This window comes from Streptomyces sp. NPDC096013 (genome assembly GCF_044763565.1).
Taxonomy (GTDB): Bacteria; Actinomycetota; Actinomycetes; order Streptomycetales; family Streptomycetaceae; genus Streptomyces.
Genome location: NZ_JBIWGK010000002.1, coordinates 177,790 through 196,734, shown reverse-complemented (window position 1 = coordinate 196,734; position 18,945 = coordinate 177,790). Strand labels below are relative to the sequence as shown.

Annotated in this window: 15 protein-coding genes and 1 riboswitch; of the genes, 10 read left to right on the top strand and 5 right to left on the bottom strand. The window is 73.5% G+C overall.

The genetic code is table 11. From position 1 onward, the window contains the following. Positions 1 to 205 precede the first annotated feature (205 nt). Complete coding sequence (locus ACIRB1_RS08390) at positions 206 to 3,442, top strand: AfsR/SARP family transcriptional regulator (RefSeq protein ID WP_403465018.1); 3,237 nt, start codon at positions 206 to 208, stop codon at positions 3,440 to 3,442. Between the two features lie 35 nt (positions 3,443 to 3,477). On the opposite strand, the gene ACIRB1_RS08385 is transcribed toward ACIRB1_RS08390, so the two are convergent. Then, complete coding sequence (locus ACIRB1_RS08385) at positions 3,478 to 3,717, bottom strand: ferredoxin (protein WP_403465368.1); 240 nt, start codon at positions 3,715 to 3,717, stop codon at positions 3,478 to 3,480. A 5-nt stretch (positions 3,718 to 3,722) separates the two neighbouring features. Beyond that, positions 3,723 to 5,180: an aldehyde dehydrogenase gene (locus ACIRB1_RS08380; RefSeq protein ID WP_352183443.1), complete on the bottom strand. Its 1,458-nt coding sequence runs from the start codon at positions 5,178 to 5,180 to the stop codon at positions 3,723 to 3,725. A gap of 125 nt (positions 5,181 to 5,305) precedes the next feature. Here ACIRB1_RS08380 and ACIRB1_RS08375 point away from each other — a divergent pair, with 125 nt between their 5' ends. After that, entirely contained in the window at positions 5,306 to 6,331 is a 1,026-nt protein-coding gene (locus ACIRB1_RS08375; protein WP_403465367.1) for an MBL fold metallo-hydrolase, read from the top strand. 72 nt (positions 6,332 to 6,403) lie between these two features. Beyond that, complete coding sequence (locus ACIRB1_RS08370; protein ID WP_403465017.1) at positions 6,404 to 6,844, top strand: nuclear transport factor 2 family protein; 441 nt, start codon at positions 6,404 to 6,406, stop codon at positions 6,842 to 6,844. Here the strand turns inward: ACIRB1_RS08370 and ACIRB1_RS08365 are convergent. Then, positions 6,838 to 9,081 (bottom strand): ATP-binding protein, encoded by a 2,244-nt coding sequence (locus ACIRB1_RS08365; protein WP_403465016.1) that lies wholly within the window; start codon positions 9,079 to 9,081, stop codon positions 6,838 to 6,840. The genes ACIRB1_RS08370 and ACIRB1_RS08365 overlap by 7 nt on opposite strands. A 313-nt stretch (positions 9,082 to 9,394) precedes the next feature. Here ACIRB1_RS08365 and ACIRB1_RS08360 point away from each other — a divergent pair, with 313 nt between their 5' ends. After that, complete coding sequence (locus ACIRB1_RS08360; RefSeq protein ID WP_403465015.1) at positions 9,395 to 10,423, top strand: PP2C family protein-serine/threonine phosphatase; 1,029 nt, start codon at positions 9,395 to 9,397, stop codon at positions 10,421 to 10,423. A gap of 39 nt (positions 10,424 to 10,462) precedes the next feature. Here the strand turns inward: ACIRB1_RS08360 and ACIRB1_RS08355 are convergent, their stop codons facing one another. Next, entirely contained in the window at positions 10,463 to 11,188 is a 726-nt protein-coding gene (locus tag ACIRB1_RS08355) for an alpha/beta fold hydrolase (RefSeq protein WP_403465014.1), read from the bottom strand. A gap of 146 nt (positions 11,189 to 11,334) precedes the next feature. Here ACIRB1_RS08355 and ACIRB1_RS08350 point away from each other — a divergent pair, with 146 nt between their 5' ends. Then, complete coding sequence (locus tag ACIRB1_RS08350; RefSeq protein ID WP_403465013.1) at positions 11,335 to 12,204, top strand: helix-turn-helix domain-containing protein; 870 nt, start codon at positions 11,335 to 11,337, stop codon at positions 12,202 to 12,204. On the opposite strand, the gene ACIRB1_RS08345 is transcribed toward ACIRB1_RS08350, so the two are convergent. Next, complete coding sequence (locus tag ACIRB1_RS08345) at positions 12,184 to 12,858, bottom strand: phosphotransferase (RefSeq protein WP_403465012.1); 675 nt, start codon at positions 12,856 to 12,858, stop codon at positions 12,184 to 12,186. The genes ACIRB1_RS08350 and ACIRB1_RS08345 overlap by 21 nt on opposite strands. A gap of 100 nt (positions 12,859 to 12,958) precedes the next feature. Further along, positions 12,959 to 13,030: riboswitch (cobalamin riboswitch) on the top strand. Between the two features lie 110 nt (positions 13,031 to 13,140). On the opposite strand from ACIRB1_RS08345, the gene ACIRB1_RS08340 reads away from it, so the two are divergent. Genes ACIRB1_RS08340 through ACIRB1_RS08320 form a run of 5 tightly spaced genes read left to right on the top strand, consistent with a single transcriptional unit; the run spans position 13,141 to position 18,667 of the window. Further along, positions 13,141 to 14,382: a prenyltransferase/squalene oxidase repeat-containing protein gene (locus ACIRB1_RS08340; protein WP_403465011.1), complete on the top strand. Its 1,242-nt coding sequence runs from the start codon at positions 13,141 to 13,143 to the stop codon at positions 14,380 to 14,382. Further along, the gene (locus ACIRB1_RS08335; protein ID WP_403465010.1) at positions 14,379 to 14,981 is read left to right on the top strand and encodes an SCO2322 family protein; all 603 of its coding nucleotides are present in this window, start codon (positions 14,379 to 14,381) and stop codon (positions 14,979 to 14,981) included. The genes ACIRB1_RS08340 and ACIRB1_RS08335 overlap by 4 nt, the downstream gene beginning before the upstream one ends. Further along, positions 14,974 to 16,164 (top strand): energy-coupling factor transporter transmembrane component T, encoded by a 1,191-nt coding sequence (locus ACIRB1_RS08330; protein ID WP_403465009.1) that lies wholly within the window; start codon positions 14,974 to 14,976, stop codon positions 16,162 to 16,164. Before ACIRB1_RS08335 ends, ACIRB1_RS08330 begins: the two co-directional genes overlap by 8 nt. Further along, positions 16,161 to 17,834 carry an ABC transporter ATP-binding protein gene (locus ACIRB1_RS08325; protein WP_403465008.1) on the top strand — a complete coding sequence of 558 codons (1,674 nt, stop codon included), beginning with the start codon at positions 16,161 to 16,163 and terminating at the stop codon, positions 17,832 to 17,834. The genes ACIRB1_RS08330 and ACIRB1_RS08325 overlap by 4 nt, the downstream gene beginning before the upstream one ends. After that, positions 17,831 to 18,667, top strand: coding sequence for an ECF transporter S component (locus ACIRB1_RS08320; RefSeq protein WP_403465007.1), 837 nt, complete (start codon positions 17,831 to 17,833; stop codon positions 18,665 to 18,667). The genes ACIRB1_RS08325 and ACIRB1_RS08320 overlap by 4 nt, the downstream gene beginning before the upstream one ends. Positions 18,668 to 18,945 lie beyond the last annotated feature (278 nt).

Sequence of the window (18,945 nt, the reverse complement as noted above, 5' to 3'; positions counted from 1 at the left end):
AGCTGGAACCCCGGTAGCCGGTGACGGCCGGGATGCGCTTCATTCGCTGTGCTCCTCCCTCATGTGGTGCGGGCGAGTTGCCGCTCCCAAGGTGACGGAGGGGGGTGGCCGGCGACCTTGCGTAAACCTTGTCCCGCTGGTGGGCAGGTGGTTGGGTGCGCGGTGGAGAATCCGTGAAGCGTGTGGGCGGGACGGTGGGGGCTGCGTGACGGGATTTCGGCTGCTGGGGCCCGTGGAGTTGTGGGTGGCGGGCCGTCCGGTGGAGCTCGGGCCCGCCAAGCGGCGCACGGTCCTGGCGGCACTGCTGGTGGACGCGGGCCGCTGGGTACCGGCGGAGACGCTGATCGACCGGGTGTGGGGGGAGGACCCGCCGGCGCAGGTGCGGGCCACGCTGTACGCGCATGTCGCTCGGATACGGCGGATGCTCGGGGAGGTGGGGGCGGGGCTCGCCGGGGACACCGAGGGCTCCGAACGCGCCGGGAGCGCCGGGGACTTCGAGGGCTCCGAACATGGCGGAGGCGCCGGGGACTTAGCGCTCTCCGCGGGCTCCCATGACTCTCACCGCGCCGAATTACCTTCCCCCGCGCCGGTGTTGGTGCGCGGCCCCGCGGGCTACCGGCTCGACATCACCCCGGACCTGGTCGACGCACACCGCTTCCGGGACCTGATCGCACGGGCACGCCGTGCCGAAGTCTCCGACCCCGGGCGGCTGTTGACGTTGCGGGAGGCGATGGGCCTGTGGCGGGGTACGCCATTGGCCGGGCTGACCGGGGAGTGGGCGGAGCGTACCCGGGAGAGCTGGCTGCACCAGTACGTCGACGCCATGCCGGCCTGGGCGGACGCCGAACTCCGGGTCGGCGGGCACCTCGTGGTGATCGACACGCTGTCCGGCCTCGTCGCCGAGCACCCGCTCGTCGAACCGCTCACGGTGGCGCTGATGCGGGCGCTGCACGCGGCCGGGCGCACCCCGGAGGCACTCCAGTGCTACGCCGGTCTCCGCAAGCGGCTGGCCGACGAACTCGGCACCACGCCGGGCGCGGAGGCCCGCCGGGAACACCAGGACCTGCTGACCGGGAAGGCCCCACCGCGCCCGCCGTACGGCACCGGCACCGGCACCGGCACCGGGAGCGGGAGCGGGACCGAGCGCGCCAGGGTCGTCCCCGCTCAACTCCCCCTGGACGCCGCCGGTTTCACCGGACGTGAGGACGAACTCACCCGGCTGGAGCAGGTGCTGGGCCCGAGTGGGCCGCGGCCGTCCGCCGTGGTGGTGTCGGCGGTGTCCGGGACGGCGGGCGTCGGCAAGACGGCGCTCGCGGTGCACTGGGCGCACCGGGCCCGGGACCGTTTCCCGGACGGCCAGTTGTACGTCAACCTGCGCGGCTACGACCCCGACCGCCCGATGACCGCCCCCGACGCGCTGGTCCGGTTCCTGACCGCGCTCGGGGTCTCCGGGCAGGACATCCCGCTGGAGCCGGACGACCGGGCGGCGCGCTACCGCACGGAGGTCGCGGGGCGCCGCATGCTGATCGTGCTCGACAACGCGGCCACCGTGGAGCAGGTCCGTCCGCTGCTGCCCGGCACCGGTTCCTGCGCGGTGCTGGTGACCAGCCGCGACAGCCTGGCCGGGCTGGTCGTGCGGGAGGGCGCCCAGCGGCTCGACCTCGACCTGCTGCCCGCCGACGCGGCCCGCGCCCTGCTGCGCCGGCTCATCGGCCCCCGCGCCGAGGCCGAGCCCGAGGCGGTCGGTGCCCTCGCCGCGCAGTGCGCCCGGCTCCCGCTGGCGCTCCGGGTCGCCGCGGAACTGGCCGCCGCCCGCCCCACCACTCCGCTGGCCGACCTGGTCGCCGAACTGGCAGACCGGCAACGGCGATTATTCCTGCTGAACGCGGACGGCGACCCCCGGGCCGCCGTGGTCACGGTGTTCTCCTGGTCGCTGCGGTACCTCCCGGCGGAGGCGGCACGGACGTTCCGCCTGCTCGGCCTGCAACCCGGCCCCGACCTGGACGCGCACGCCACCGCCGCGCTCACCGGCACCACCCCGGCGGAAGCGCGGCGATCGCTCGACGTCCTCGCCCGCGCCCACCTGGTCCAGCGCGTGGACGCCGCCCGCTACGGCATGCACGACCTGCTGCGCGCCTACGCGGCCGGGCTGGCGAGCGCCCAGGACACACCGGAGGCCCGCGAGTCCGCGCTGGACGGGCTCTTCGACCACTACCTCGCGACCGCTGCCGCCGCCATGGACCAACTCCACCCGGCCGAGGCCCACTTACGCCCCGCCGCGCCCGAGACCTCGACACCCGTGCCCGACCTCTCGGACCCGGACGCGGCCCGCGCCTGGCTGACCACCGAGCGCGCGTGCCTGACGGCGATGTCGGCACACACCGCCGCGCACGGCCGCCCCACCCATGCGATCCGCCTCTCGCAGACCCTGTACCGCCATCTCGTCAGCGGCCGGCACACCGACGGCCTGACGATCCACGGCCACGCCCGCGACGCGGCCCGTCTGCTCGACGACCCGGCGAGCGAGGCCCGCGCGCTCCTGGGCATCGGCACGGCCCACTACCAACTGGCCCACCACGAACCGGCCCGCCGCCACCTCCAGGAGGCCCTGACCCTGTTCCGCCGGGCCGACGACCCGACGGGCCGGGCCCGCGCCCTGACCAACCTCGGCCTGGTCGACGAACGCCTGGGCCGCTTCAGCACAGCGGTCGCCTACCTGGAACAGGCGCTGGCCCTCTACCGAAGCACCGGCGACACGGCGGGCGAGTCGATCGCGCTGAAGAATCTCGCCCATGTCGAGAGCCAGTTGGGCCGCTACGACGGGTCCGCCGACCACCTCCACCAGTGCCTGGCCCTGCTGCGCCGCACCGGCAACCGCTATCTGGAGGCGCACGCGCTGATGGACCTCGGCACGGTCGAGACCCGCCTCGACCGCCTGGACGAGGCAGCCGTCCACCAGGAACAGGCCCTGGCCCTCCTGAGGGAGGTGGGCGACGGCTACGGCGAGGCGGGCGCCCTGCACGGCCTGGGCGTCGTCCACTCCCTCCGCGACCGGCCCGCGGAGGCCGCCGACTGCCATCGCGAGGCCCTCGCCCTCTACTCCCGCAACGGCGACCGCGACGGCGAGGCCAGAGCCCTCAACGGCCTGGGCGAAGCGGCCCGGGCCACCGCCCGGCCGGCCGAAGCCCTCACCCACCACACCCGGGCCCTCACCATCGCCGAGGACATCGGCAACCCGGGCCAACAGGCCCGAGCCCACGCGGGCTTGGCGGAAACCCACGAGTCCCTGGCCGACATCCCCACGGCGGCCCACCACTACGAACGCGCGCTCGCCCTCTACCAGGAACACGGCATGCCGGAGGCGACCACGATCAGAAAACACCTGGAGACGGTGACCGGGGCCGCCGGCGATCCCTGCCCCCGAGGCGACGAGCCGGACTAGACGTTCTCCGCCACGCCCGCCCGAGCGCAGGCCGTCTACTCCTCGGGCGGGAACACCGGCTCCCCGCTGCCCAGGAGCGTGATCATGATGGCTTCCACCGGGCAGCCCTCCGCCGCCGCGAGGATCTTCTCGTTGGCGTCGGACTCGGAGGCGGTCGGGTGGGACTGCATGGCCGCGTCGAGGTGGAAGCGGTCGGGGGCCTGGTGGGTGCACTGCGCCGAGCCGATGCAGAGGGAGCGGTCGACCTCTATCTGCCAGCGGTCGCCCGCCCCCATCGTGCTCACCCCTCCCAGCCGGCGGGCAGGTGGATCATCTTGTGTTCGAGGAACTCGGAGAAGCCCTCGGGCCCGAACTCCCGTCCCAGACCGCTGTTCTTGTAGCCGCCGAAGGGGCCGAGCATGTCGAGGCTGAAGGTGTTGACGGAGTAGGTGCCGGTGCGGACCTGGCGGGCGATGTCGATGCCGTGGGCGACGTCGGCGGTCCAGACGCTGCCGCTGAGGCCGTAGTCGGAGTCGTTCGCGATCTTCACGGCCTCGGTCTCGTCGCCGTACGGAAGGAGGCAGATGACCGGGCCGAAGATCTCCTCGCGGGCGATGCGCATGGAGTTGTCGACGTCGCCGAAGAGGGTCGGTTCGACGTACCAGCCGTGGTCGAGGCCGGGTGGACGGCCGCCGCCGGTGAGGATCTTGGCGCCTTCCTCCTGGCCGATGCGGATGTAGTCGAGGTTGCGTTGCTGCTGGCGCTTGGCGACGAGCGGGCCCACCTGGGTGGCGGGGTCGAGCGGGTCGCCGACGACGAGGGCACCGGCCGCCGCCGCGAACGCGTCCGCGCACTCGTCGTAGCGGGAGCGCGGTACGAGGATGCGGGTCTGGGCGACGCAGGCCTGGCCGTTGTTCATCCAGGCGGCCGAGACGATGCCGGGGACGGAGGTGGCGAGGTCCGCGTCGGGCAGCACGATCGCCGCCGACTTGCCACCCAACTCCAGTGTCACGCGCGTGAGATGGCGGGCGGCGACCTCCATCACGCGCCGGCCGGCGCCGACGGAACCGGTGAAGGAGACCTTGTCGATGCCGGGGTGGCCGACGAGGTACTCGCTGACCTCGCGGTCGGCGGGGAGGATCGACAGGACGCCTTCGGGCAGCCCCGCCTCCTTCGCTATCTCGCCCAACAGGTAGGCGTCCAGCGGCGATTCGGGCGACGGCTTGAGGATCGCCGTGCAGCCGGTGAGCAGCGCGGGCGCGAGTTTGGCGGCGGCGACGAACTGCGGGACGTTCCAGGGGACCACGGCCGCGACCACCCCGACCGGCTCCCGGCGCACGAGGATCTTGCCGAGGACGCCGTCGCGCCGCTCCTCGTAGGTGAAGTTCTTCGCGACGGTGATCGCCGCGTCCCACACCATCATCGCGCCGAGGGCCTGCCCGAGGATGCTCCAGGAGTACGGCGACCCGTTCTCGGAGGAGATGACGCGGCCGATCTCCTCGTACCGGGCGGCGATCGCGTCCTTGATGCGGGTGACGACCGCGATCCGCTCGTCGAGGGTCGTGCGCGGCCAGGGTCCCTCGTCGAAGGCCTTGCGCGCCACGGCGACCGCGCGGTCCACGTCCTGGGTCGACGCGTGCGGGACGCGTCCGATGACCTCCTCGGTGTGCGGGGAGATCACCTCGATGACGTCCGTGCCCAGCGGATCGGTCAACTCCCCGCCGATGAACAGCTGTCGGTGTTCCACGAGCTCCGTCATGGCCGATTGCCTCCCCGGTACCGCTGTCTGACGATCCATCAGATACGAAGACTGAATACCAGTTCCGGTCGATGGAGTCCACGTATAGTGGCCGGAAGGCGGCGATTGGGGAGTCGATGACGTCCATGAGTCAGGTCCACGACCACGGCGGCGGTGTCCGTTCCGTCGAAGTCCCCATCCCGGACAACCCCTTGGGGACCACCCTCGTCTACGTCGTCGACACCGACCGCGGTCCGGTCCTGGTCGACACGGGGTGGGACGACCCGGGGTCCTGGGACGCCCTGGTCCAGGGACTGCTGGCCTGCGGGACGTCCGTCGGCGAGGTCCACGGCGTGATCATCACCCACCACCACCCCGACCACCACGGTCTGTCCGGGCGGGTGCGTGAGACGTCCGGGGCGTGGCTGGCGATGCACGCGGCGGACACGGCGATCGTCCGGCGGGCCCGTTCGACCCAACCGGGGCGCTGGCTGGCGTACATGACGGCGAAGCTCGCGGCGGCCGGTGCCCCCGAGGAACACCTCGCGCCCCTGCGCGCCGCCCGCCCGCGCAGCGTGCCGGGCCTGGCCCCCGCCCTCCCCGACCGCGAGATCGTCCCCGGCGAACTCCTCGACCTGGCGGGCCGCCGCCTGCGCGCGATCTGGACCCCGGGCCACACCCCGGGACATGTCTGCCTGCACCTGGAGGAGCAGCATCCCGCCCAACTCCCGGGCCACGGACGCCTGTTCTCCGGCGACCATCTGCTCCCCGAGATCACCCCGCACATCGGCCTGTACGAGGACCCGGACGACACCACGATCGCCGACCCCCTCGGCGACTACCTCGACTCCCTGGAGCGCATCGGCCGCCTCGCCCCCGCCGAGATCCTCCCGGCCCACCAGCACACCTTCACCGACGCGCCGGGCCGCGTAGGGGAGTTGCTCACCCACCACGAGGACCGGCTGAGGGGGTTGCTGACCCTGCTCTCCGAACCGCTCACGGCGTGGCAGGTCGCGGAGCGGATGGAGTGGAACCGCCCCTGGTCCGACATCCCCTACCCGTCACGGAACATCGCGGTCTCCGAGGCCGAGGCGCATCTGCGGCGGCTGGTGAAACTGGGGCAGGCGGAGTCGGTGCCGGGGAGCGAGCCGGTGACGTACGTGGCGGTGTAGTCCGGCCGTGGACGTGCCGCGGCCGGGGTAATCCGGTCGTGGCCCGGGGTGTCCGGCTGGTACCAACTTCCCATGGACCCCCTGGCTCAACTCCTCGCCGAGCGCGCCTGCGAGCGCGTCATCCTGGACTTCGTCCGCCGCCTCGATCTCGGTGAACCCTCGTCCGTGGCCGAGCTGTTCACCGCCGACGGCACCTGGGAGTGGCCCGACGGAAAACGGCTCGTCGAGGGGCGGGGGGCGCTGCGGGCGTACTTCGGGTCCCGGCCCGCCGACCGGCTCTCGCGACGCCTGATGTCGAACGTCCTCGTCACCCTCACCTCCCCCGGCACCGCGATCTCGACGGCGTACTTCACGACGTACCGTGTCGACGGCTACCACGGCGGCCAGGTCCCCGCGGGTCCCCCGGTCCAGGTCGGCCACTACGAGGACAGCTTCCGTGAGGTGGACGGGAGTTGGCTGATCGCGAGCCGGACCCTCTTCCTGCCGTTCGGTGGGGACACCCCGCGTCACTGAGCATCCGGCCGGCGCGTCGCGTAGGCGATTCCCTCGTCGTACGACATGGCCAGGCCCGCCCGGTAACCCGTCTCGTACGCGGTGTCGCCGAGGCGTTCGCGGACGCGGAGTTCGCAGGTGCGGCGGGTGGCGATGAGGTCGGGGGAGTCCATCTGGGCGCGGCCGGTGAGTTCCCAGAGGCGGGTGCCGATGCCGAGGAGGCGGGCGGCGCGGGGGGCGTCGCCCGCGGTGACGACGGCGGTGGCCAGGAGGTCGAGGGACATCGCGGCGCCGACGGTGTTGTGCAGCAGGGCGTGGCCCGCGATGGAGGTGCGGGCGCCGTTCACCGCGGCCGGTACGTCGCCGTGCGCCAGGTCCGCCTGGGCGATGAGGTGGTCGGCGAAGGCCCCGCACCAGTACTCTCCCTGTTTCCGGCTGGCCGTCCGCACCTCGTCGGCGACCTCACGGCCCCGCTCGTCCTCTCCCAGCAGGATGTGCGCGAGGGAGAGCGCGAGTCTGACCTGGAGCTGGGCCGCTCCGAACGCGTCGTCCTGCACGGGGAGTCGGGGCGCCGCGGCCAGGACGTCGATCGCCTCCTTCTGGCGGCTGGTGAGGGCCAGTTGGCCGCCCCTGAGGTAGACCGCGGCGACCTCCGCGACCGGGGAGCCCTGTGCGCGGGCCGCGTCGGCGCACCGCACCGCCCAGTTGGCCGCCGCCTCCTGGTCGCCCTGGAGGAGCGCGACCGCCCCGCGCGACCACAGGGCGAGGGTGCGGCCGTGCCCGGCCGGCGGAGCAGCGGGGAGGGGCCGGTCGGGGCGGGGCGGTGCGTCGCGTGCGTCGGCGGCGAACGCCTGGTCCGGCGGGGGCGGCGGGTCTGCGGCCAGGGCCTGGTCCAGGCAGTGGGCCGCCTCTCGGAGGTAGCCGCAGTGCCGCCACAGGAAGCCGACATGGCCCGTCATCTCCACGGCCGCCTCCCGGTCCGGTTCGGCCAGCGCGCTGTCGACGGCCGCGCGGAAGTTGGCGTGTTCGCTCAACACCCGCTCGCACCAGGCGGCTTGCCGCCCGGTGTTCCACTCGGCGCATCCCTGGTGGGCGAGGCGGGCGTAGTACTCGCGGTGTCGACGGCGTACGGCGCGGTCCTCGCCGAGCGCGTGCAGCCAGTCGGTGCCGTACTCCCGGACGGTGTCGAGCATCCGGAAGCGGGCCGACATCACCGGGTCGGGCAGCACGATGGACTGCGCGACGAGCCGGGAGAGCAGCCCGGCGATCCGCTCCGGCGCCAACGGGCCGCCCGCGCACACCTGTTGGACCGTCTCCGCGCAGAAACCGCCGGTGAAGACGGACAGCCGCGCCCACAGCAGGCGTTCGAGGGGCGCGCAGAGTTCGTGGCTCCAGCCGATGGCGGTGCGCAGGGTCTGGTGGCGGGGCGGGCGTTCGCCGGGGGTGGAGGTGAGCATGTCCAGGGGTGAGGGCAGGCGTTCACCCAACCGTGCGTGGAGTTGGCCGAGGGTGAGGTCGGCCAGGCGGGCCGCGGCGAGTTCGAGGGCGAGGGGGATGCCGTCGAGGCGGCGGCACACGGCGGCGGCGACGGCACGGGCGGCCTGGTCGTCGTCGGCCAGCGGGCGCCCGGCGGCGGCGGCCCGCTCGGCGAACAGCGCCACGGCGTCACCGGCCGCAGCCGTGTCGCCCGTGTCGGCGCCGCCCACCGGCAGCGGTTCGAGGTGCAGGACCTCCTCGCCGGGCAGCGCGAGGCGTTCCCGGCCGGTGACGAGGATGCGCAGGCCGGGTGCGCGGGTGAGCAGGGCGGCGGCGACCTTGGCGCTGTCGGCGAGGAGGTGCTCGCAGGAGTCGAGGACGAGCAACAGCCGTTTGCCGTGGGCCCATTCGGCGATGACGTCGAGCACCGGGCGGGTCGAGTGGTCGGCGAGGCGGAGGGTCTCCATGACGGCGAGGCCGACGAGTCCCGGGGTGTGGAGCGGGGAGAGTTCGACGAGCCAGACCCCGTCCGGGTAGGCGTGACGGGCCTCCGCCGCCGCGCGCAGGGCGAGCCGGGTCTTGCCGACCCCGCCGGGCCCGACGACGCTCACCAGCCGGGCCGTGCCCGCGGCCGACTGTCCGCCCGGCGCGGCCGGATCCCTGGCCGCCGGGTCCAACGCGGCCCCAAGCCAGGCGAGTTCGGCGCGCCGCCCGACGAAACTGTGCGTCTCGGGCGGCAGATTCCCGAGGTTCCCGGGGTTCGGGTGAGTCGTGTCCGGCACGAGGCCCAGTGTGTCCGTACGTCACCGGCTCCACGCCCGGGTCCCGGCACGCGGTCCACGGCTGCCCGGAAAAGCCGAAACACCCCCTGGACAGGTGCCCTTTCCGATCATCCGGGGAGTCATTCGGACACATCGTGATCGAGAGCTGATCAACTGCCCGGTGCCATGGGTGGGGAGGCGGAAATTCCGCGATCGTCGTGGCGTGAACGCGATGGATGGGGGACGCCGGTCCCGGACGGCGTGGACGGGTGGCGGCAGGGCGGGGACGGACCGCCGCGCGGCGCGGACAGGCGGCCGGACCCTCGGCGCGCCCGTGAGCTTCCTCCTCGCGCCCGTCGGCTGTCTGCTCGCGGCCACACCGGGGCTGCTGATTGGCCGGGTACAGCCGATCCTGCCCTTGCTGGCGATCGGGCCGCTGATGGCCGCGACGTTCCTGAATGCCCGCCGTACGTTCCTGGTCTGCTGCTGGACCGTCCTGCTCGCGCTCGCCGCGGGCCTCGGCGCGAGCCCGCACGTCACCGTCGGGTTCGCGGTCCGCTGGGCCGGGCTGCTGCTGGGCTGCGTGTGCAGTGTGTACGCGGCGCGCCAGCGCGGCCGGCTGCGGGAGCGGCTCGCGGAGGCACGGGAGGTGGCCCGGATCACCCAGGAGGCGATCCTGCGGCCCCTCTCCCGCACCCTCTCCGGCACCCATGTCTCCACCCGTTACCACTGCGCGAGCCGTGAGTCGTCGCTCGGCGGCGACCTGTACGACGTGGCGGTGACGCCGTACGGCCTGCGGGTGCTGGTCGGTGACGCGCGCGGGCACGGGCTCGACGCGCTGCGGACGGCGGCCGACACGGTCACCGCGTTCCGCGAACTGGCGTACACCGCACCGGACTTGACGACGATCGCGAGGGCGCTGGACGCCCGCCTCTCCCCTCATCTGGCCCCCGAGGACTTCGTCACGGCGGTGCTGGTGGAGTTCGGCCCGGGTGAGGTGCGGCTGGTCAACTGCGGGCATCCGGCGCCCCTGCGCTCCGGCCAGCGGCTGGAACTCCTCGAACCCCGGTTTCCCGCCCTGCCGTTGGGTCTGCACCCGGACCCGCGCCAGTACCGGGTCCGGCTCCAGCCCGGTGACCGTCTGCTCCTCTACACGGACGGCCTCACCGACTCCCGCGCCCCCGACGGCACCCCCTTCGCCCTTCTCTCCGAGTCCGCGCTCGCGCTCAGCGAACCGATGCCGGACGCGGCGCTGCACACCCTGTACGAGCGGCTGCTCGCCCACACCGGCGGCCCGCCCACCGACGACCTGGCCCTGGTGCTGTGCCAGCCGTCGGGGGTGACGGCGCCGGTCCGGGTCTAGGGCCTGGAACACGCGGCCCACCCGGCCCCGGCCACCGGTTCAGCCCAACTTGACCAGCAGTTGGGTGAGTTCGGCCGGCTTGGTGATCATGCAGTCGTGGCCGGTCTCCAGTTCCCACACCTGTGCCGGGGTGCCGTTGGGCTGCACCGCGGGGACGGGCCGCCGCTCGAAGCCCTCCGGTTCGCTGCCCACGCAGTGGATGTGGGTGCGCGGGACCGCCCTCGCGGCGGGGTTGTCCAGGTGGACGGGCTGCTGGAGGCAGAGCGCCGGCTGGTCCGAGACCAGCGTGCGCAGCCAGGCCACATCCGCCGGGTCGGTGACCCCGAACAGGCCGCCGGGCGGCGGGAGTTCGGGCAGCGGCGGAATCCGCCAGGGGGTGTCGGACCGCGCGGCCAGGTCGATCAGTACCTGGGTGAGGGGCATGATGTCGGTCGCGGCCTCGCCGTCCACCGGGACCATCGCGTCGAGGTAGACGAGCTGGGCGATGCGGTCCGGGACCCGGTTGACCACACCCGAGACGACCAGTCCCGCGTAGCTGTGGCCCACGAGGACGACATCGGTGAGGTCCTCCTGCATGATCAGGCCGACGACGTCGTCGACGTGGGTGTCGAGCCCCACCCCGGGCCCGAGCAGCCCCGCCTTGTCGCCGTATCCGGTGAGGGACGGCGCGAACACCCGGTGCCCGGCCGCCGTCAGCAGCGGTACCACCCGGTCCCAGGCGCGCCCGCTGTGCCAGGCGCCGTGCACCAGCAGATAGGTGGACATCTCATCACTCCCTGTCGTCGGTGGCCGGGGTTGCCGCCCGGCCACCGCTGACGCTCCCGCCCGCCCTCCGCCCCAGCCAGGGCCCCCGCGCCCCTGGGTGTGACAGGACCAGGCAGGCGCCCGGCCTGCCGTTTTACAGTGGACGGATGGCCGACGAACCGAATCTGCTGGGCGAGTACGTGCGCGCCCGCCGCGAACTCGTCACGCCCGAACAGGCCGGTATCCAGGTCTTCGGGGTCCGGCGGGTGCCGGGCCTGCGCCGCGAGGAGGTCGCGCTGCTGGCCGGGATCAGCGCCGACTACTACCTGCGCCTGGAGCAGGGCCGCGACCGCAACCCCTCCGTGCAGGTCCTCGAAGCCATCGCCCGGGTGCTCCGGCTCGACGACACCGCGACGGCCCATCTGCTGCGCCTCGGCGCCGACAGCCCGCGCCGCCACCGCGCCCGTCCGCACCGCCGGAAGGAGACGGTGCCGCCGACCATCACCACACTGCTCACGACGCTCCCGCTCCCGGCGATGGTCGAGGGCCGCTACTTCGACGTCCTGGCCGCGAACCCCCTCGCGACCGCCCTGTCACCCCGCTTCACGCCGGGCGCCAACCGTCTGCGGTCCCTCTTCCTCGACCCCGCCGAGCAGGCGCTCCACCCGCGGTGGGAGGACTCCAGCGGAGGCATGGTCGCCGCGTTCCGCGAGGCCGTCGGCACCGACACCGACGACCCGCGGTTCATCGAGCTGGTCGGTGAACTCTCCCTCGCCAGCCCCCTGTTCAGCCGTCTCTGGGCCCGCCACGACGTCCAGTCCTGCGAGGCCTCGTCCAGGTACCTCGACCACCCCCAGGTCGGCGGCCTCCGGCTCAACCGCGAGCGCCTGAGCATCGACGGCGCCCCCGGCCAGACCCTCGTCATCTACCACCCGGACCCCGGCACGGACGCGGCAGACAAGCTGACCCTCCTGGCCTCGGCCATCCAGCCACCGCCGGAAACCGCCACCGCTCCCCTACCCGAGACCCGCCACTGACCGCACCAACTCCTCGGCGGAATCGATCAGTTGCACCTCGCCCAGGGTCATGGTCGGATTCGCCGCCCGTCTCCGCCGGGCCTCGGCCAGCGCCTCCCGTGTGAGGCCGGACGGTTCGGCGAGCAGTGAGCGGAGCATCGCGCGGGCCGGTGCGGCGACGGGCAGATCGTCCACGGCGACCTGGGCGAGGATGATCGCGGAGAGCGCCCAGTCGAGCGCCGGTTCACCGTCCTCCGCGGTGGCCCAGTCGATGACGCGGGGTCCGTCCGGGGTGAGCAGGACATTCTCCGGGTGCAGGTCGAGATGGAGCACCCGGGTGCCGGGGAGCCGACCCGGGACGGCGTGCAACCGCCGTAGCAGCGAAGCGAGTACGGTCCCCGCCTCCCGGGCGTCGATCGCGCCGGCGGCGAACGCCTCCAGCATGGTGGGGCCGGTGAGGCGTTCCATGACGAGGTCGGTGCGCGAGTCGCCCGGCCGGACGCGGGGCACGGGATAGCCGTGGGCCCGCACGTGTTCCATCACCGCGCCCTCGGCCGCCGCGTCGCCCCAGTCCTCGCGGTTGCGGCGCAGCACCCAGACCTCGTCGAGTGCGTAGACGTCGGCGGTGCGGCCGGAGCCGATCAGTCTCCCCGGCGCTTTCCCCGTGGCTGGCATGGCCAGAACCTACCGGGGACGGCGGACCGGGCAACCCCTGCTCACAGCCGGGGCCCAGGTTCCCCGTACAGTGGCCGGGTCGCCATCACACCCGTACGGGGGGAAGCCGGTGCAATTCCGGCGCTGACCCGCAGCCGTGATCCGGTCCCGTGAGGGCCCGGTGAGCCGGACCGCCCCGCACGGCACGTGACCGGTTCACACGCACCGTCGAGGAATACGGAGCCGAGCCGCCCGGGGGTTCCCGCGCTGCCGTGCTCCCCGCAGGGAAGGCATCCGCCGATCATGAACGTCCGCCGCAGCGCCGCGGTCCTGGCCACCGTCGTCACCGTGATGGCGGCGACCCCGGCCGTCGCCGCCGGTCCGTCGCCCTCGCCGTCCACGGCGATACCCGCCGGGCTCTACGGCACCGCCGACCCCACCTACGACGGCGTCTGGCGCCAGTCCCTCGCGCTGCTCGCGCAGAACGCGGTGGGCGTGGAGCCCGCCGAGCAGGCGGTGACCTGGCTGCTGGGCCAGCAGTGCGCCGACGGCGCCTTCGCGGCGTTCCGCGCCGACCCCGCCAAGGCCTGCGACGCGAAGGTCATGGTCGACACGAACAGCACGGCCGCCGCCGTCCAGGCCCTCACGAACGACAGCCGCGGGGACTCCGCCGTCACCAAGGCCGTCACCTGGCTGAAGTCGGTCCAGAACCCCGACGGCGGCTGGGGCTACTCCCCGGGCGGTGCCAGCGACGCGAACTCCACCTCCGTCGTCATCGGCGCCCTCGCGGACGCGGGCGTGACCGTGCCGAACCTCCGGAAGGACGGCAAGTCCCCGTACGACGCCCTGGCGAAGCTCGCGCTGCCCTGCGACGGCGGCGCGGACGAGGGTGCCTTCGCCTACCAGCCCGACAAAAGGGGCAGGCTCGCGGCCAACGCGGACGCGACGGCAGCGGCCGTGCTGGGCCTCCACGACGAGTCGCTGACCGGCAGCCCGCAGGACGACGCCGACCCGCCCGCGTCCTGCGAGAAGCACGGCACCGACCCCCTCCGGGTGGCGGACAACGGCGCCGCGTGGCTCGCTCACGCCATGGCGAAGACCGGCCACCTCACCACCGCCCTCCCCGGCGCCAAGCCCCAGCCCGACTACGGCAACACGGCCGACGCGATCGTCGCCCTGTCGTCCCTCGGCCGGCACGACGAGGCCGCCAAGCCGCTGCACTGGCTGGAGACCCACTCCAAGTCCTGGGCCGCGCAAAGCGGTCCGGCCGCCTACGCCCAGCTCGTCTTCGTGGCGACCACGGCGAAGGGCGCCGACGTCCACGACTTCGGCGGCCAGAACCTCGTCACCCTCCTCAACGCGACGGGCCCGGCCCCCAAGGGAATCGGCGAGCCGCAGACCGCGGGCCCGACCGAGAAGGCGGCCTCCGACGACAACGGCGGTTCCTCGAACGTCGCCTGGACGGTCGGCGGCATCCTCCTCCTGGCCGCGATCGTCGGCGCCGTCCTGATCGCCCGCAGCCGCAAGCACGGCCGGCGACAGTGACCCGCCGCCTCCTCCTGCTCCTGCCGGCCCTGCTCCTCGTCCTGGGCGCCGCGGGTCACGCCCAGGCGGCCGGCTACCGCTACTGGTCCTTCTGGGACCGCACCGGCACCCACTGGACCTACGCCACCCAGGGCCCCGCCACCACCCGCCCGGACGACGGCACCGTCCAGGGCTTCCGCTTCGCGGTGAGCGAGGACTCGGCGAACGCGGCGCAACCCCGCCTCCGGTCAGCGGACTTCGCGAAGATCTGCGCCAACTCCCCGGCCGCCCAAGGCAAGAAGCGCGTGGCCCTGGTCATCGACTTCGGTACGGACTCCGACGCCCCCGCCCCCCGCACGGCCTGCGCGACGGTCGCCCCCGACGCGACCACGGCAGAGGCGCTGGCCACGGTCGCCAAGCCCCTGCGCTACAACACGGCCGCCCTGCTCTGCGCCATCTCCGGCTACCCGAAACAGGGCTGCGCCGACCAGGTGACCGACCGGAAGAAGACCCCAACCCCCCACCACGGCCCGTCAGTCGGCCTGCTGGCGGGAGCAACGGCCGTCGTCCTACTGGCCGCGGCAGCAGTATGGCGAGCCCGACGGCACCCCCATGACTGAAAACCCCGGCCCGAGCAACCCCCTTCTGAAGGGGCGCGGGGCTGTGACATGTGCGGCTCCGCCGCGCGGGCGCGACCAGCCACGACGGCGCGGCGGCCCACACTCGGCCCATCACAACACCCTGCACCCAGGGGCCTGGTGGCTCTGGTCCCTGGGCCTGGCGACAGCCGCCACCCGCACCACCAACCCCCTTCTCCTGGCCCTCCTGATCACCGTCACGGCCTACGTGGTGGCAACCCACCGCACCACCGCCCCCTGGTCCCGCTCCTACACCGCCTTCGCCAGACTCGCCCTGGCCGTCCTCCTCATCCGCCTCCTCTTCGCGACGATCCTCGGCTCCCCCATCCCCGGCACCCACACCCTCCTCACCCTCCCCGAACTCCCCCTCCCCCACTGGGCCCAGGGCATCCGCCTCGGCGGCGAGGTGACCACCGAGGCACTGCTCTTCGCGTTCTACGACGGCCTGAGACTGGCCACCCTCCTGATCTGCGTCGGAGCGGCGAACGCCCTGGCGAACCCGGCCCGCCTCCTCAAGTCCCTCCCCGGCGCCCTGTACGAGACCGGCGTGGCGGTGGTCGTGGCCCTCACCTTCGCCCCGAACCTCATCGCCGACGCCCAGCGCCTGCGCGCCGCCCGCCGTCTGCGGGGCCGCCCGGACCGGGGTCTGCGCGGCCTCCTCCAGGTCGGACTCCCGGTCCTGGAGGGCGCGTTGGAACGCTCGGTCGCCCTGGCCGCGGCCATGGACGCGCGAGGCTACGGCCGTACGGCCCAGGTCCCCGCCTCCGTGAGGCGGACGACCACCGCGCTGACCCTCGGCGGCCTCCTGGGCGTCTGCGCCGGAACGTACGGCCTGCTCACGGCCGAAGGCGCCGCATACGGACTGCCGTTGCTGCTCGCCGGTGTCGTCGCCGCCCTCGCGGGCCTGCGCCTGGGTGGCCGCCGCACGCTTCGCACCCGGTACCGCCCCGACCCCTGGGACCTACGGGCCTGGCTGGTCACGGCGTCCGGCGTGGCGGTCGCCGCGCTGCTGACCCTCGCCGCGACCCGCGACCCCGCGGCGCTCACCCCCGGCGTGATCCCCCTGACCGCGCCCACCCTCCCCCTCTGGCCGGCCGCCGCCGTCCTGCTCGGCCTGGCCCCCGCGCTCCTCCCCGCCTCCAAGCCTGCCAAGGAACCGTCGTGATCCGCTTCGAGGACGTCTCCGTGACCTACGACGGCGCTCCTGAACCCGCCGTCCAGCACGTCGACTTCGAGGTGCCGGAAGGCGAACTCGTGCTGCTCGTCGGCCCGTCGGGCGTCGGCAAGTCGACGGTGCTGGGCGCGGTGAGCGGACTGGTCCCGCACTTCACCGGCGGCACCCTGCGCGGCCGGGTCACGGTGGCCGGCCGTGACACCCGTACCCACGCGCCGCGCGAACTCGCCGATGTCGTGGGCACGGTGGGCCAGGACCCGCTGTCGCACTTCGTGACGGACACGGTCGAGGACGAACTCGCCTACGGCATGGAGTCGTTGGGCCTCGCCCCCGAGGTGATGCGCCGCCGGGTGGAGGAGACCCTGGACCTGCTGGGCCTCGCCGGTCTCCGTGACCGCCCGATCGCCACCCTCTCCGGCGGCCAGCAACAGCGCGTGGCGATCGGCTCGGTCCTCACCCCGCACCCCAGGGTCCTGGTCCTCGACGAACCCACCTCGGCCCTCGATCCGGCGGCAGCGGAGGAAGTCCTCGCGGTCCTCCAGCGCCTCGTCCACGACCTCGGCACGACCGTCCTCCTCGCCGAACACCGCCTGGAACGCGTCATCCAGTACGCCGACCAGGTCGCCCTCCTCCCGGCCCCGGGCGCGGCACCGGTCCTGGGCACCCCGGCGGAGATCATGGCCGTATCCCCCGTGTTCCCGCCGGTGGTCGACCTGGGCCGGCTCGCCGGGTGGACCCCGCTCCCCCTCACCGTGCGGGACGCGCGGCGCCGGGCGGGCGGGCTGCGGGAGCGCCTCACGGACCGCGAACCGGTGCGCGGGACCCGCGCCCCTGTCTCCGGGCCGGTCCCCGACAGCCGCCCGAGCGGCCCCCGTTGGCGCCCACGCAGGACGACCGTCTCAACTCCCGCCCCCACGGCGGAAGTCCAGGGCCTCGCCGTCCGCCGCGGCCAGGTCGACGCCCTGCGTCACCTCGACCTCACCCTCGCGCCCGGCGAGACGGTCGCTCTCATGGGCCGCAACGGCGCCGGAAAGTCCACGCTCCTCAACTCCCTTGTCGGGCTGGTCACTCCGACCTCGGGGACGGTCCGGGTGGGCGGTCTCACCCCGCATCGCACGGCACCCCGCGACCTCGTCCGGCGCGTGGGCCTGGTCCCGCAGGAACCGCGTGACCTGCTCTACGCGGACACGGTCGCCGCGGAGTGCACGGCCGCCGACGCGGACGCGGGCGCCGAGGCGGGGACGTGCCGTGCGCTGGTCTCAGAGCTGCTCCCCGGGGTGGCCGACGACGTCCACCCCCGTGATCTGTCGGAGGGGCAGCGTCTCGCGCTGGCCCTCGCGATCGTGCTGACGGCCCGCCCGCCGCTCCTGCTGCTGGACGAGCCGACCCGGGGTCTGGACTACGCGGCCAAGTCCCGTCTGGTCACGGTGGTGCGGGCGCTCGCCGCCGAGGGGCACGCGATCGTCCTGGCCACGCATGACGTCGAGCTGGCCGCCGAACTCGCCCACCGGGTCGTGCTGTTGGCCGACGGAGAGGTGATCGCCGACGGGCCGACGGCGGAGGTGGTCGTGGCGTCCCCGTCGTTCGCCCCGCAGACGACGAAGATCCTGGCCCCGCAGCGGTGGCTCACGGTCGCCGAGGTCAGGGCGGCCCTGGCATGACCACGCATCCGCCCCGCCGCGGGCGTCACCGCCCCATCCCCCTCACTCCCCGTTCCACCGCCGCCCTCGTCCTCGTCACGGTCACCGGCTTCGCCGCCTTCACCTGGCCCTTCCTCGCTCCGCCCACCTCGCAGGTCGCCGCCCACTCCCAGGACGCCCCCTGGCTGTTCGCGGGGCTGCTGGTGCTCCTCGTCGCGGTGTCGGCCGCGGCGATCGCGGAGTCCGGGCTCGGGCCGAAGGCCGTCGCCATGCTCGGTGTGCTCGCCGCGACCGGTGCCGCGCTGCGGCCCATCGGTGCCGGTACGGCCGGTATCGAGCCGATGTTCTTCCTGATGGTGCTGAGCGGGCGCGTCCTCGGACCGGGCTTCGGGTTCGTGCTGGGCAACGTCACGATGTTCGCGTCGGCGCTGCTCACCGGCGGGGTCGGCCCGTGGCTGCCGTTCCAGATGCTGGCGATGGGCTGGTTCACGATGGGTGCGGGGCTGCTGCCGGGCAGGGAGCGGCTGCGCGGCCGTGGCGAGGTCGTGCTGCTGGCCTGCTACGGATTCCTCGCCGCCTTCGGGTACGGGACCGCGATGAATCTGGCCGGGTGGCCGTTCATGGGGGCGCTGGCCTCGTCCGTGGCGTTCGAACCGCAGGCCGCCGTTCCCGCGAATCTGGCGCGGTTCGTGGCCTACTGCCTGGCGACCTCGCTGGGCTGGGATCTGGGGCGGGCCGTCGTCACCGTCGTCCTCACGCTCACGCTCGGGCCCGCACTCCTCGGAGCACTGCGGCGGGCCACGCGCAGGGCCGCGTTCGAGACGCCGGTCACGTTCGACGGACCCCCTGGGTGAGAGGGTGTGCGCCGACCGTGACGGAGGGGGTGAAGCGGCCCACATGACCCATGTCACGAACTACTGGGATTAGTAGTGTTTAGGCATGTCATGTACGCGCCTCAAACACCCTCTGACCTGGTGTTTGAGAGCCACGTCACACAGTTGACTATTCACCCACATGCGACCACAACTAGTAAAAGGGGTCTTTGCGGACACGGATCGAGAGTGTTTCTCTGGAGCAGTCGCACGGCGCCGACGAGCCCTCACGGGCCTCGGCGCCGACGCATTGCCCCCGC